Consider the following 13,890-nt stretch of genomic DNA (forward strand, 5'->3'; position numbering starts at 1 on the left):
CCTTGCGCACACGGACACGCTTCCGTTCAGGCCGGGGCGGCAGTTGCCGGCCGGGGCCGGGTCAGGACCACCAGGATCAGCGCCAGCACGACAAAACCGACCGCGACAAAGCCGAGCGTATGCAGGAGCTCGCGGGCGAACAGCAGTCCGCCGACGGCAGAGCCGACCGCCTGGCCGATATAGAGGACGGAGGTGTTCAGTGCGACGGTCGCCGATGCCAGCGACGGTGCGGCTGAGACCAGCCGCACCTGCTGCATCGAATTGGTCGAGGCAAAGCCGAGGCCCCAGATCGCGACCGCACCCGCCATCAACGCGAGCGTGCCGGCGCCGAGCGCCCAGCCCGTGATTCCTGCAAGCAGCAGGCAGGTGAACAAAAGCGAGGTGCGATAGGGCCCCGAGGTGTCGACGATGCGGGTCGCGATGACAACGCCGAGGAAGCCGCAGACACCATAGAGAGCGAACACCAGGCCGATCGCATCGGCCCCTGCGCCGGTCAGCTTGTTGAGCAGCGGCCCCATGAAGGTGAACACCACGAACTGCCCGGACATCTGCAACATCGTGATCGCAAGCAGAAGCAGGATCGTCCTGTTGCGACCAACCGCGCTCCAGGTCTTCAGATCCACCGGCGTCCCCTTCAAGCCCGCCGGCAGCCGCATCAGCAACAGCAGCAAGCTGAGGCAACCAAGGGCGCCGATCCCGCCATAGGCCGCGCGGCAGCCATAGCGGCTGGCGATGAAGGTGATCAGCGGCAGGCCGACGGCGGCAGCGAGCGACCAGCCGAGAAAGATGTAGGCAATCGTGCTGCCGCGACGCTCCACCGGCACGATCAACGCCGCCGTGCCGGCGGCCTGCGGCGTGTAGAGCGCGCCGACCGCGAGCATCACCAGGCGGATGACGAGGAGGCTTGCATAGTCGGGCGTAAAGGCTGAGGCCAGATTGCCAAAAGCGAGCACCGCCAGCGTCGTGGCGAGCAGCGTCCGGCGCTCGATCCGGCTGGTGAGCCAGGCCGTCAGCGGCGAGCCGATGCAGAGGATGATGGCGCCGAAGGTGATCAGGAGCCCGGCCGCATGGATGCTGACGTCGAGCCCCGTCGCCAATTCGGGCAGCATGCCGGCAGGTGCCAACACCGAGCAGCCGGTGACGAGATTGCCAAGCAGCAGGGCGGTTGGCGCAAAGCGGCCGACGCGTGCATTTTCCATGCAAACGCATGTAGAGCCGCCTTGCGACCAGTTAAAGGGCGTTGCCCGGAATAGTTCGTGCAGCGCCCCCGCTTTTGCGCGCCGGTTTCTTGGAAATGCCGGATTGCGCAGGCCGAATCGCCTGATATATCGCTCGTTCCCGCTTACCTGCGCTCGTTCGCAGGAGTGAGCCTCAGGAGACATGCCATGACCGACCAGCCCAACGACCAATCCAAGGACCCATCCAAGTCCGAGCAGCCCAAATCCGAATCCGGCTTCCAGTACAGCCTCAGCAATTTGAGGCCCGTGACCCCGCCGGAAAAAATCACCCTTACCTTCCCCGACGGCGCCCGGCGCGAATACGCCAAGAGCATCACGGGCCTCGAACTCGCCAAAGGCATTTCGCCGTCGCTGGCCAAACGCACGGTCGCGATGGCGCTCGACGGAGTGGTCTCCGACCTCGACGATCCCATCGAAACCGATGCCAGGATCGAGCTGATCAACCGCGACGATCCGCGCGCGCTCGAGCTGATCCGCCATGACTGCGCCCACGTGCTGGCCGAAGCCGTGCAGACGCTGTGGCCGGGCACCCAGGTCACCATCGGCCCCGTGATCGAGAACGGCTTCTATTACGATTTCTTCCGCAACGAGCCGTTCACGCCGGAAGACTTTGCCGCGATCGAGAAAAAGATGCGCGAGCTCATCGCGCGCGACAAACCTTTCACGAAGGAGGTTTGGGATCGCGAAAAGACAAAACATGTGTTCCGCGACAAGGGCGAGGCCTTCAAGGTCGAGCTGGTCGATGCCATTCCCGGCAACGAGCCGATCAAGATCTATTACCAGGGCGACTGGTTCGATCTCTGCCGCGGCCCGCACATGACCTCGACCGGAAAGGTCGGCAACGCCTTCAAACTGATGAAAGTGGCCGGTGCCTATTGGCGCGGCGACAGCAACAACCCGATGCTGACCCGCATCTACGGCACGGCATTCGCCAAGCAGGAGGACCTCGACGCTTATCTGAAGCAGATCGAGGAAGCGGAAAAGCGCGACCATCGCAAGCTCGGGCGCGAGCTCGATCTCTTCCACTTCCAGGAGGAAGGCCCGGGCGTCGTGTTCTGGCACGCCAAGGGCTGGACCATCTTCCAGCAGCTGATCGCCTATATGCGGCGGCGCCTGGCCGGTGACTATAGCGAGGTCAACGCCCCGCAGATCCTCGACAAGTCGCTGTGGGAGACCTCCGGCCATTGGGGCTGGTATCGCGAGAACATGTTCGCGGCGCAGTCGGCCGGCGAGGAGGCCGAGGACAAGCGCTGGTTCGCGCTGAAGCCGATGAACTGCCCGGGCCACGTGCAGATCTTCAAGCATGGCCTGAAGAGCTACCGCGACCTGCCGCTGCGGCTCGCCGAGTTCGGCGTGGTGCACCGCTACGAGCCGTCCGGCGCGATGCACGGATTGATGCGCGTGCGCGGCTTCACCCAGGACGACGCGCACATCTTCTGCATGGAGGATCAGCTCGCCGACGAGTGCCTGAAGATCAACGAACTGATCCTGTCGACCTACGCCGATTTCGGCTTCACCGGCGACCTCACCGTCAAGCTGTCGACCCGGCCGGAGAAACGCGTCGGCACCGACGCGATGTGGGATCACGCCGAGCGCGTGATGGCGACGGTGCTGCGCGAGATCCAGTCGCAGAACAATCACATCAAGACCGAGATCAATCCCGGCGAAGGCGCCTTCTACGGGCCGAAGTTCGAATATGTGCTGCGAGATGCCATCGGCCGCGACTGGCAGTGCGGCACCACGCAGGTCGACTTCAACCTGCCGGAACGGTTCGGTGCGTTCTACATCGACCACGACAGCGGCAAGAAGCCGCCGGTGATGGTGCACCGCGCGATCTGCGGTTCGATGGAGCGCTTCATCGGCATCCTGATCGAGCACTATGCCGGCAACTTCCCGCTCTGGCTGTCGCCGGTGCAGGTGGTGGTCACCACCATCACGTCGGAAGCCGACGAGTATGCCAAGCAGGTGCTGGAGCAGGTCCGGCGCGCGGGACTTCGGGCCGAGATCGACCTGCGCAACGAAAAGATCAACTACAAGGTTCGCGAGCATTCGCTGGCCAAAATTCCGGCAATGCTCGTGGTCGGCAAGAAAGAGGCCGAGACGCAGTCCGTCTCGATCCGCCGGCTCGGCAGCGACGGACAGCAGGTGACGACGATGGTGGAGGCCATCGCCGCCCTCGTCGACGAGGCGACCCCGCCGGATGTGAAGCGGGCGCGCGGCGCAGCCTGACATCTGAAATCGGTCTAAACTCGCTTTCGGTTGCGGGCGTGCATGCCTATGTGGGGACTGCACGCCCGACGACCAGCCGAAGAGGAAACCGCAGTGCCCGACGCCATCGAACTCCTGAAGACCCGCCGCTCGGTCAAGCCGCGCGAGATGTCCGGTCCCGGCCCCTCCCCGGCCGAGCTCGAGACCATCCTCACCATCGGAGCGCGCGTGCCCGACCATGGCAAGCTCGCGCCCTGGCGCTTCATCATCTTCGAGGGCGATGCGCGCCAGCGCGCCGGCGAGGTGATCGCAAAGGTGTTCGCCCGGAAGAATCCCGGCGCGCCGGCGGCCGATGTCGAGACCGAGCGCAAGCGCCTCATGGATGCGCCGCTGGTGATCGGCATCGTCAGCTTCACCAAGCCGCATCCCAAGGTGCCGGCCTTCGAGCAGGAATTGTCGGCCGGCGCCAGCGTCATGAACATCGTCACGGCCGCGACCGCGCTCGGCTACGGCGCCTGCTGGCTGACCGGCTGGTTCTCGTTCGATCGCGACGTGCTGGATGGCCTCGGCCTTAAGCCGGACGAGAAACTCGCCGGCTTCGTCCATATCGGGAAGCCGACCAAGCCGAGCGAAGACCGTCCGCGACCGATCCTTTCTGAAATCGTAACGCGATTTTAATCGAAGGCGTGTTGACGCCTTCGACGTCTTGCGGCTTTGATCCCGGCCAGGGAGGAAGCCCGGATGAAGCGTCGTGAATTTCTGGTCGGAGCCGCGCTGCTGGCCGGCACGATGGCGCGGGCGCGCGCTGCAGACACCCCTGCTCCGTCGTCCGACGGACTCAACCGCATCACAGCGTATTTCGACAACGAGGTGACGAGCGGCCGGCTGCCGGGCGCCGTGGTGCTGGTCCAGCAGCACGGCAAGCCGGTCTATCTGAAGACTTTCGGCGTGCGCGACACCAGGACGGGCCTCGCGATGACGCCCGATACGATCTTCGCCATCCACTCGATGACCAAGCCGGTCACGTGCCTTGGCGCGATGATGCTGATCGACGAGGGCAAGCTCGCGCTCACCGACCCCGTGTCGAAATACATTCCCCTCTTTGCCGACACCAAGGTGGGCCTCGAGGTCACCAATCCCGACGGCACGTTGCATCTGGATCTCGTGGCCCCGATCCGTCCCGTCAACATCGAGGATCTGCTGCGGCACACCTCCGGCATCAGCTACGATTATATCGGCGGCAAATGGGTCGAGCAGGCCTACAAGGCCGCCAACATCTTCGAAGGTCAGTTCAACAACAGGGAATTCGCCCAACGTATCGCGAAGCTGCCGCTGGCACGGCAACCGGGAACGCTGTGGCGCTACGGTCATTCCACCGACGTGCTCGGCAGTGTCATCGAGATCATCTCGGGCCAGACGCTGTACGAATTCCTCAAGCTGCGCATTTTCGATCCGCTCGGCATGAGCAGCACCAAATTCGCGCTGGCGACTGAGGACGAGCTCGCGCGGATGGCGCGGCCGCTGCCGAACGACAACATCCTGCTCGCCGGCGAACGCGACCGCCTCGACCATCCCGAATGGCAGTCCGGCGGCGGCGGGCTGCTCTCGACGATCACCGATTATCAGCGCTTCTCGCAGATGCTGCTCAATGGCGGCGAGTTCGACGGCAAGCGCTATCTGAGCCCCGCCGCGTTCAAGGCCATGACGACCGATCACGTCGGGCCGGGCTCGGGCGTCGGACGCGATTACTTCTATTTTCCGGGCGACGGCTTCGGCTATGGCTATGGCCTCGCGGTGCGGACCGATCCCGGCAATGCCAAACCGCCACCGCCGGGCTCGCTCGGCGAGTTGAAATGGGACAGCGGCAGCGGCACCTATTTCGGCGTCGATCCCAAGCTCGACATGGTCTACCTGCTGATGCAGCAGACCCAGAACGAGCGCAGCCGCATCACGCCCGCCTTCAAGGCGCTGGTCTACGATTGCTACCCGCCCGAGCTACGCCGCCCGTGACGCGCGCTGGCCGAAATCGGCGAGCAGCCTTGCGATCTCGGCGGCGGGCCGCGCCGCGCTGAACAAGAAGCCCTGGACTTCGTTACAGCCTTCGGCGCGCAACCACGCGAGCTGATCCTCGGTCTCGACGCCTTCCGCGGTCGTAGTGATGTTGAGGCTGCGGCCAAGCCCCGAGATCGCGCGAACGATCGCGACGCAATCGGGCCGCCCTGCCAGATCCTTGACGAAGGAGCGGTCGATCTTGATCTTGTCGAAGGGGAAGCTGCGGAGATAGCTGAGGCTGGAATAGCCGGTGCCGAAATCATCCATGGAGATGCTGACGCCGAGCTCGCGCAACTGATGCAGGATGGCGAGATTGGCATCGGTCTCGGCCAGGAAGATCGACTCGGTGATCTCAAGCTCGAGCCGCTTCGGCGACAGACCGGACTGCGCCAGGGCCGAGATCACGACCTGAACCAGATTGCGGCTGCGGAACTGCGCCGGCGATAGATTGACCGCGACCTTGACCTCGACAGGCCATTTCACCGCTTCAGAACAGGCCTCGCGCAGCACCCACTCACCAAGTTGGGTGATCAGGCCGATGTCCTCGGCGACCGGAATGAACTCCGCCGGCGAGATCATGCCCTTGTCGGGGTGATGCCAGCGCAGCAGCGACTCGAAGCCGGAGATGCGGTCGGAGGCGATCGATACCAGCGGCTGGTAGTGCAGCTCGAATTCGCCATTCGCAAACGCGCGGCGCAGATCGAGCTCCATGTCACGGCGCTTCTGCGCCTGCAGATCCATCTCGCGCTCGAAGAAATGATGCACGCCGCCGCCGTCCGACTTCGCCCGGTACAGCGCCATGTCGGCGTTGCGCATCAACTCTTCCGACGTCGTACCGTCGCCCGGCGACAGGGCGATGCCGATGCTGGCGCCGATCACCATCTCCTGCCCGTCGATCTCATAGGACGCCTTCAGCATGTCGATCAGCAAGCTCGCGCAGGCGCTCGCCTCGTTGGGCGAGACGTCGGCTGCCAGGATCACCGCGAACTCGTCGCCGCCGAGCCGGGCCGCGAGATTGGCGCCGCGGACCGCGGTGCTCAAACGGGCCGCAACCTCCTTCAATAGGCGATCGCCCACCGGATGACCGAAGGAATCGTTGATGTTCTTGAAAAGGTCGAGATCGATGTAGAGCACGCCGACCCGTTTTCCGGCGGCCTGGTCGAGCGCCTGCTTCAGGCGCTCCTGGAAATATTCGCGGTTCGGCAGATCGGTGAGCCCGTCATGGTGTGCCATGTGGGCGATCCGCGCCTCGGCCTTGCGCCGTTCGGTGATGTCGACCACCGCGACCAGATAGCCGTCGCGATCGTCGAAGGCGACGCGACGGCCGAAGGTCAGCACCTCGATCTCGCTGCCGTCGGCACGCAGATGCCGCCAGTTGCGCGAGGAGTGATAGGCGTCGCCGATGCGTTCGAGCGCCTCGGCATGGCTGTCCCACTCGTCCTGCGGCCAGATCTCGTGCAGTTTCATGCGCAGGAAGGTGGCGCGGCTGTAGCCGTAATGCTGGACCGCGGCGTCGTTGACGCTGAGAAACTGCTTGCTCGCGGCGTCGAACACCCACATCGGCATCGGGTTGTTGTCGAACAGCAGGCGGAACGAGGCGTCGCGCCGCTTCAACACTGTGACATCCGAAATCGTCAGCGAGACCACGTCGGCGAACGCGGTGGCGCTCAGCCGGAGATGCCGTCCGTCGCTCTCGATCTCGAGCTGCTCGCCGCGACCGCCGGAGACAGTCTTGAGCAGGAATTCCATGACCTCGAGCGAGGCCAGCAGCGTGTCTCCCTCGCCGATCCGGCGCCACAACAGGCCCGCGCCTTCGGCCTTCAGCAGCAGGCCCGCACTCCTGTTGTGGTGCACGATCTGGAGATCGAACGGCTTGCCACCCGCGTCGCGCAGCGTCGCCAGCGAGACCACCGCGTCGTCGGTCGACGCGAAGATCGCGTCCAGGAGATTGTATTGCGCGCCGCGTTCGTTGATGTAGGCGCCGACCAGCGTCGCGCCCCAGCGCGAGGCGGTCGGCAGCGCCAGCACATCGTAGGTCCTGACCATGCCGTCGCGCACGCAATGGGCGCTCGCCTGGTGCGGCCGGCCTTTGGCGAGCGCGCTCGCCGCGGCTTCCGACAGCGCGGTGGCGCAATCGGGCGAGAGCGCAGCGACCGGGATGTCCCAACGCTCTTCGCCGAGCCATTTCTGCACGTAGCGTCCGCTGCGCGACAGTTCGAGCGCGCCATCGCCCTTGAGCAGCGCGATGTGGTCGGCGAGCCGTCCCAGGCTGCCGAGCATCACGTCCTCGTAGCGCGGCAGCCGCTCGCCCGGCTTCAACGCGGCACGCCATTTGCGCTGAAGCACCGGGATGTCGTCGAACATTTCGGCGGCCGGTTTTCCCGACACTTTCTTCGCGGCACTCATGGCAGTCCCCAACGCACTTTCCCGTCGCATCCAATGCAGCCGCGCTTAACGGCGTGTAAAGAGCGCGCGAGCGCGGGTTCCGTTCCGCGATTATGACAGTTTAAAGTCGGGCGTTGGTTAGTGGGCGTTAGAGACTATGACGGTTGTGCGAAGGCGTTGCGTAGGAGGCGCGTGAGACCGAAGCTTTGGCGCACCGCTGCATCGTCATTGCGAGCGCAGCGACGCAATCCAGACTGCCCACGCGGAAAGACTCTGGATTGCTTCGCTGCGCTCGCAATGACGGAGCGTAGGCAAGAGCGTCGCTCTTAAATTCACATCTCGCTTGTAGGCACACCTTCGCATCCTCGCGGCGTGTTCGCCCGAGCTTTGCTTGGTCGCCTCACCCTCAACTGAAAGAGGGCGCAGGGAAGACCGGGTGCCGGCTGGCACCCGCGGTCCACTGTGCGAGATTGTGGTAACTAGATTGCACAGCGGCATACAGGTGAAGCCCAACACACGGCCTTCCCTGCGCAGTGGTTTTACGGCTTATGTCGCGCTCTCCCCGGGGAGCGATGCACTATTGCCCCCGTTGCCTTGCGGATGACCGATGCACGCGCCCCGGTCGGGCCGCGACATCACCGCAACACTTGGCGCACAGACCCCGGGCGCCAGGACCACACGATTTTGCCGTACGCAGGCTGCACCGGTCGTGTGCGCGACGCCTTCGCTCACGGTTGCCCGCCCTGCGAAACTCTTCGCGCCGATGTGGCCTGCGTCCACCCGTCCGGCCCGCGTTCGTGACGATCGCGATACGCCCCTCTTCCTTGGGCCGGAGTAGGCGACACATACGCCGTTTCCGAATTTCGGTAAAGTGGAATATTTTTGCCAGCGTGCGTTGACTGACAGCTTGGGTGTTTTGCCCGACAGGCACCGCAAGGTCTTGTAGCCCGGATGAGCGAAGCGATATCCGGGATTCCTACCACGGGCTGTCCCGGGTATCGCTTCGCTCACCCGGGCTACGGCAGCGTGTCAGGAGCCATCACCCTGCCAATCGCTCGATCACGAGATCGAGCAGCGCGCGCAGGCGGGTGAGGCGCTTGAGATCGCGATGATAACCCACAAAAGTGTCGCGGCCGGGTGGCGTCGCCCCGATGTCGAGCGCGACCAGCCGGCGGTCACGGTCGCCGAGCGGGCGCGGCAGCATCGCGAGCCCGCCGCCGCTCGCGCAAAGCTCCGCCTGCGCCTGCCTGTTGTTGCTGCGCGAGGCGATTTCCATATTCGGCAGCGTGCGCTTCAGCCACAGGGCATCGGGCATGTCGGCGAATTCGGTATTCATGGTAACAACGCGGACACCGCTTCCGTCGCCCGCGCGTGGCGGCTTGCTGCCTTTCTTGCCGTAGAGTGCGTAGGGAATGTGGAGCAGCTTTCGGGAGATCACTTCAGGCTCGCTAAACGGTTTGATGCGGAAGACGAGATCAGCCTCGCGGCGCGGCAGGCTGTAGAGGCGCGCATCGGTCAGAAGCTCGACGGTCACCTTGGGATGGCGCTTGCCGAAGGCGGCAATCACCGGCGAGAGTATCACCGTCCCGAACCAGTCCGACGACGACAGACGCAGCAAGCCATCGAGCTGCGTCTCCGCACCGGACGCACGCCGCTCCAAGGCGAGCGCCTCCTCTTCGATCCGCTCGGCATGGCGCAGCACAGCCGTTCCCTCGTCGGTCGGCACGAAACCATCCGCCGTGCGCTGGAACAGCGTTTGCCCGAGCGACTGTTCGAGCGCGCGAAGTCGCCGTCCCATCGTCGGCTGGGTCTGGCCGATCTTGCGCGCGGCCGCGCCGAGAGTGCCTTCGCGCGCAATCGCCAGGAAGATGCGCAGATCGCTCCAGTCCACCGGAAGCCTCCTCATCGTACATTCTCATTCCTTCCCATGCAAAAATTCATGAGCATATTGGAGGCCAGAAACGGAGCAAGACGATCATGACGAGACAATCGACCATGCGCGCGGCCGTCCTGGAGGCCCACAACGCGCCCCAGCGCCTCTCAACGATCTCCAGGCCCGAGATCGGTCCGCGCGAGGTGCTGGTGCGAATCCGCGCGAGCGGGATCAATCCGCTCGACACCAAGATCCACGCCGGCGCCGCGGCGCATGCGCGCCATCCGCTGCCTGCGATTCTCGGACTGGATCTCGCCGGCGTGATCGAGCAGACCGGACATGACATCTCGCGGTTCAAGCCGGGCGACGAGGTCTATGGCATGACGGGAGGCGTCGGCGGTGTACAGGGATCGCTCGCCGAATTCGCCGCTGTCGACGCCGACCTGCTGGCGCTGAAGCCTGCCAATCTCAGCATGCGGGAGGCAGCCGCCCTGCCCCTCATCTTCATCACGGCCTGGGAAGGACTGATTGACCGCGCGGCGCTGAAGGCCGGCCAGAAGGTGTTGATCCATGGCGGCGCAGGCGGCGTCGGCCACATCGCGATCCAGATCGCGCGCGCGTTCGGAGCAGATGTGTTCGCGACCGGCTCGGCATCGCAGCGCGCCACCATCGAAGGTTTCGGCGCGACCTTCATCGATCGCGATACCGCCATCGCGACTTATGTTGCAGAGCATACGGGCGGCCGCGGCTTCGACGTCGTCTACGACACCGTCGGCGACAAGGTCCTCGACGCCTCGTTCGAAGCCGTACGCCGCTTCGGCCATGTCGTGAGCGCGCTCGGATGGGGTACGCATGGGCTTGCGCCGCTCTCGTTCCGCGCCGCCACCTATTCCGGCGTGTTCACGCTGCTGCCACTGCTGTCAGGCGAAGGCCGCGCGCATCACGGAGAGATCATGTTGGAGGCCACACGCCTGATTGAGGCGGGCAAGCTCTTGCCGCTGCTGGATCCGCGGCACTTCACGCTGGAGAGTGTCGATGACGCCTATGCGCTGATCCGCGATCACGCGACGCAGGGCAAGCTCGTCGTGGATATCTGACGGCGCTGGCAGAGAAGTCTCGTTGTCGGACGGACCGAAGCGCAAGCCGGGCTGCGGAGACCCGCACGCGCAGCTGCGACTAGTCCTCGCTGGACGTCGCCAAGCGATTGCTCAGATGGGCCTGCGACAGCAGAAAGAACAATGCGCGCTCGCCATGATATTTGGCGGACGGCCGGGTGCGCTCGAAGCCATCGGCAAATTTCTTGCCGGATTGGTCGCACACCTGCCACCGCCAGCCGAACCGCTTACGCCTGGTGAGGATCACTTCGAACATGCCGACGAGCTTGGCCCCTGCTCCTTGCCGGTCTCGCAGACGCACGAGCCTGCTCCGGCCTCCCCCATTAGAGGGATGCCCGACATATAACCCAGCAGGATGGAAAGCGAATGAAATTGATTATCGGAAATAGGTATCTTGCACCGGCTTTGAGGAAGTCGCGGCGAGGCTGGAATAAGCCGGCGGTGCCGGTGTTGATCGGTCCTGCTTGGTAGCGCTGACAAAGCTATTCAAGTCGCAACACCAAGCGGCGTAGCGGAGAGAATTCGCCTTCGCACACGTGACGGGACTGGCGGTAATAAGATAAGGGAGATCCGTGCGCTGAATGAGAAGTGTTCACTGGGCACGAAGACCAGCGTCGGGCCGCATCCGGCATCACCGCTCAAGCATTACCGCGCGACGACTTCCACTTCGCCGTCGACGCCGTTGACGACGTTGAAGCCGCGCTCGTAGACCTTGCCCTCGTTCTTGGCGATGGCGCGGTATTCGCCTTCGGAGAGCACGACGCGCGGGAAGGCGCCGATCGATTCCTTGATCACGTCGCCGCCCGGGGTCAGCACCGACCAGGCGGTGTTGGCGAGCGCCTCGCCGCCCCTGTCGCTGACGAGCTTGAGCGTGATGACGGCGGCGCGGTGGGTGATGGTGACGTCGGTGAGCTTGCTGACCTGGACGCGGATGTCCGAGCGCACCACCGAATTGGCGTCGCCGTAATTCGAGATGATGTAGTAGGTGCCCTCCGGCAGCAGCACGACGTCGCCGGCTGCGACGTTCGGCACCAGGGAGGCGCGCTCGCCGGATTCGAACTGGCTGCCCTTGTAGATCGCGAACGAGATCTGGTTCTGCGGAATGCGACTGGTGCCGACGCGGCCCTCGATGCGCAGGCCGCCGGCCGGCAGCACGAAGGATTCGCGATCGGTCTCGGCCTTCAGGCTGACGGTGCGCACCGCGCTGACCAGGCCAAAGGCGACGTGCACGACGTAATTGCCGGGCGGCAGCACGATGTTCGGCGTGGCATTGCGGTCTTCGCGGATCAGCTTGAAGGTGCCGTTCTCGTCGGGACGATCGGCAAACACGCGCCAGACCAGACCGCTGGTGATCGGCGGGGTGTCCTTGCCGTATTTCGCCGTCAGCGACAGCACGCCCTGTCCGGGCACGGCCGCGTTGAGCGGCGCGGCGGACGGCACGGTCGTGACCGCGGGCGGCGGCATGCTGGGCGTGGTCGGCTGCAACAGGGTCGGCGGCAGGCTCGGCGGTCCAGCACCCGGGCCGGAGGGCGGCGCCAGGCTGACGGCACCGCCGGGATCAGGCACCGACGCGGGCGGCACCGGCGGTGGACGATCGGAGAAAAGCTGCGCCTGCGCAGCATTTTGGCCAAGAGTATAGAGGCAGGCAGCAAGGACCAAGGCCGGCAGCAGCGATGCGCTGCGCCGCCATCCGATGATGCCGTCACCCCCGAGAGTCATGCCACCTGCTTTTCACCGAAAACGCGGCAAATTCAAGCCTCTGACTCCCCGAGAAATACGGCCCGACACCGTTTTGGAACCCGGTTGACGCCTGCGTGATTACCCCAGGGGCATCCGTCCCTCGCCATACTCCTGCCCCGTGCGCTTCCCAAACCGGCATAAACCATGCTTCGGCCCGGTTCTGGCGGAGCGCCAGTACGGTGCCTAGTCTGATGGCGGGTCCCGGCGTAGGAGAGTTTCGGTGCTGGACATATTGAAGGGGCGGGGTTCGAACAGCGATAAGGTCGCCGAGAAAGTCGGCCTGGGCAGCATCCGCCGGCCGGTGATCGGCCTTGCGCTTGGCGGCGGCGCCGCGCGCGGCTTCGCTCATATCGGCATTATCCGGACCCTGCTTGCCAACGGAATCGTGCCTGACGTCGTGGTCGGCACCTCGATCGGCGCGGTGGTCGGCGGCCTCTATGCGGCCGGCCGGCTCGATACGCTGGAAGAATGGGGCCGCAGCCTGCAAGGGATGCGCAACATCCTTGGCTACCTCGACATCCGCCTCAACGGCTCCGGCCTGATCGGCGGCGAGAAGCTGGCGACCCGGCTCGAGGCTGCCTGCGGCCAGAGCCAGATTGAGGATCTCCCGGTCAAGTTCGCTGCCGTCGCGACCGAGGTCCGCACCGGCCACGAGATCTGGCTGACGCGCGGCCGCGTGGTCGACGCGATGCGCGCCTCCTATGCGCTGCCCGGCATCTTCTCTCCGGTCCTGATCGGCGATCGCTGGCTGGTCGACGGCGCATTGGTGAACCCGGTGCCGGTCTCGGCCGCCCGCGCGCTCGGCGCCGAAATCGTCATCGCCGCAAATCTTTCCAGCGACATCTTCACCTATTCGACGACGGTCTATTCGCACGGCGCGATACCTGAGCCGGTGATCCCCGTGGCCGAAGAGCCGACGTCAAAGCGGCGCTTCCCGAGATTCTTCTCGCCCGAGAAGACGGTGAAGCGCGAGTTCTTCGGCGGCGGCAGCGCCCGGCCCGGCCTCTCTTCGGTGATGGTCGACGCCTTCAACATCATGCAGGACCGCATCACCCGCGCCCGCCTCGCCGGCGATCCGCCCGATATGCTGATCACACCTCGGATCGGCCAATTCGGCTGGTTCGATTTCCACCGCTCCGAGGACCTCATCGCCCTGGGCACCCGCGCTGCCGAGCGCGCGCTGGAGTCCATCCAGGAGGCAATCCACGAACTGGCGCCGGCGCCCGAGGGCACCGCGCCGAAAGCCGACCAGCAGCAGGACTGATCAGGCCGTCTTACT

Annotated in this window: 10 protein-coding genes; 5 read left to right on the forward strand and 5 right to left on the reverse strand. The window is 64.9% G+C overall.

Going from position 1 to position 13,890, the window contains the following annotated elements; translation table 11 throughout:
* Positions 1-26: 26 nt before the first annotated feature.
* Positions 27-1,199, reverse strand: coding sequence for an MFS transporter (locus ABIB66_RS17030; RefSeq protein ID WP_354208616.1), 1,173 nt, complete (start codon positions 1,197-1,199; stop codon positions 27-29).
* Between the two features lie 186 nt (positions 1,200-1,385).
* Between ABIB66_RS17030 and thrS the strand changes: the two genes are divergently transcribed.
* From thrS to ABIB66_RS17045, 3 genes are all read left to right on the forward strand, one after another.
* The gene (gene thrS, locus ABIB66_RS17035; protein ID WP_354208615.1) at positions 1,386-3,467 is read left to right on the forward strand and encodes a threonine--tRNA ligase; all 2,082 of its coding nucleotides are present in this window, start codon (positions 1,386-1,388) and stop codon (positions 3,465-3,467) included.
* 93 nt (positions 3,468-3,560) lie between these two features.
* Entirely contained in the window at positions 3,561-4,124 is a 564-nt protein-coding gene (locus tag ABIB66_RS17040) for a nitroreductase family protein (RefSeq protein ID WP_354208614.1), read from the forward strand.
* A gap of 63 nt (positions 4,125-4,187) precedes the next feature.
* Entirely contained in the window at positions 4,188-5,456 is a 1,269-nt protein-coding gene (locus ABIB66_RS17045; protein WP_354208613.1) for a serine hydrolase domain-containing protein, read from the forward strand.
* Here the strand turns inward: ABIB66_RS17045 and ABIB66_RS17050 are convergent.
* Positions 5,442-7,904, reverse strand: a complete 2,463-nt coding sequence (locus ABIB66_RS17050; protein WP_354255059.1) for a putative bifunctional diguanylate cyclase/phosphodiesterase — start codon at positions 7,902-7,904, stop codon at positions 5,442-5,444. The genes ABIB66_RS17045 and ABIB66_RS17050 overlap by 15 nt on opposite strands.
* A gap of 1,018 nt (positions 7,905-8,922) precedes the next feature.
* A complete protein-coding gene (locus tag ABIB66_RS17055; RefSeq protein WP_354208611.1) occupies positions 8,923-9,774 on the reverse strand; it encodes a LysR family transcriptional regulator in 852 nt (283 codons plus the stop codon).
* 86 nt (positions 9,775-9,860) lie between these two features.
* Here ABIB66_RS17055 and ABIB66_RS17060 point away from each other — a divergent pair, with 86 nt between their 5' ends.
* On the forward strand, positions 9,861-10,853 hold the full coding sequence (locus ABIB66_RS17060; protein ID WP_354208610.1) for a zinc-dependent alcohol dehydrogenase family protein: 993 nt from the start codon (positions 9,861-9,863) through the stop codon (positions 10,851-10,853).
* Between the two features lie 79 nt (positions 10,854-10,932).
* Here ABIB66_RS17060 and ABIB66_RS17065 read toward each other — a convergent pair whose 3' ends face one another.
* Both ABIB66_RS17065 and ABIB66_RS17070 read right to left on the reverse strand, forming a co-directional pair.
* Complete coding sequence (locus ABIB66_RS17065) at positions 10,933-11,172, reverse strand: hypothetical protein (RefSeq protein WP_354208609.1); 240 nt, start codon at positions 11,170-11,172, stop codon at positions 10,933-10,935.
* 344 nt (positions 11,173-11,516) lie between these two features.
* The gene (locus ABIB66_RS17070) at positions 11,517-12,590 is read right to left on the reverse strand and encodes an RgsD C-terminal domain-containing protein (RefSeq protein ID WP_275168388.1); all 1,074 of its coding nucleotides are present in this window, start codon (positions 12,588-12,590) and stop codon (positions 11,517-11,519) included.
* A 241-nt stretch (positions 12,591-12,831) separates the two neighbouring features.
* Here ABIB66_RS17070 and ABIB66_RS17075 point away from each other — a divergent pair, with 241 nt between their 5' ends.
* Positions 12,832-13,875 (forward strand): patatin-like phospholipase family protein, encoded by a 1,044-nt coding sequence (locus tag ABIB66_RS17075; RefSeq protein ID WP_354058503.1) that lies wholly within the window; start codon positions 12,832-12,834, stop codon positions 13,873-13,875.
* Positions 13,876-13,890 lie beyond the last annotated feature (15 nt).

It is taken from the genome of Bradyrhizobium sp. F1.13.3 (assembly GCF_040548265.1).
Lineage (GTDB): Bacteria > Pseudomonadota > Alphaproteobacteria > Rhizobiales > Xanthobacteraceae > Bradyrhizobium.

Excerpts from the sequence above, each read along its gene's own strand:
- ABIB66_RS17050 (WP_354255059.1), bottom strand. The coding sequence starts at position 7,904 with ATGAGTGCCGCGAAGAAAGTGTCGGGAAAACCGGCCGCCGAAATGTTC.
- ABIB66_RS17045 (WP_354208613.1), top strand. The coding sequence starts at position 4,188 with ATGAAGCGTCGTGAATTTCTGGTCGGAGCCGCGCTGCTGGCCGGCACG.
- thrS (WP_354208615.1), top strand. The coding sequence starts at position 1,386 with ATGACCGACCAGCCCAACGACCAATCCAAGGACCCATCCAAGTCCGAG.
- ABIB66_RS17060 (WP_354208610.1), top strand. The coding sequence starts at position 9,861 with ATGACGAGACAATCGACCATGCGCGCGGCCGTCCTGGAGGCCCACAAC.
- ABIB66_RS17030 (WP_354208616.1), bottom strand. The coding sequence starts at position 1,199 with ATGGAAAATGCACGCGTCGGCCGCTTTGCGCCAACCGCCCTGCTGCTT.
- ABIB66_RS17070 (WP_275168388.1), bottom strand. The coding sequence starts at position 12,590 with ATGACTCTCGGGGGTGACGGCATCATCGGATGGCGGCGCAGCGCATCG.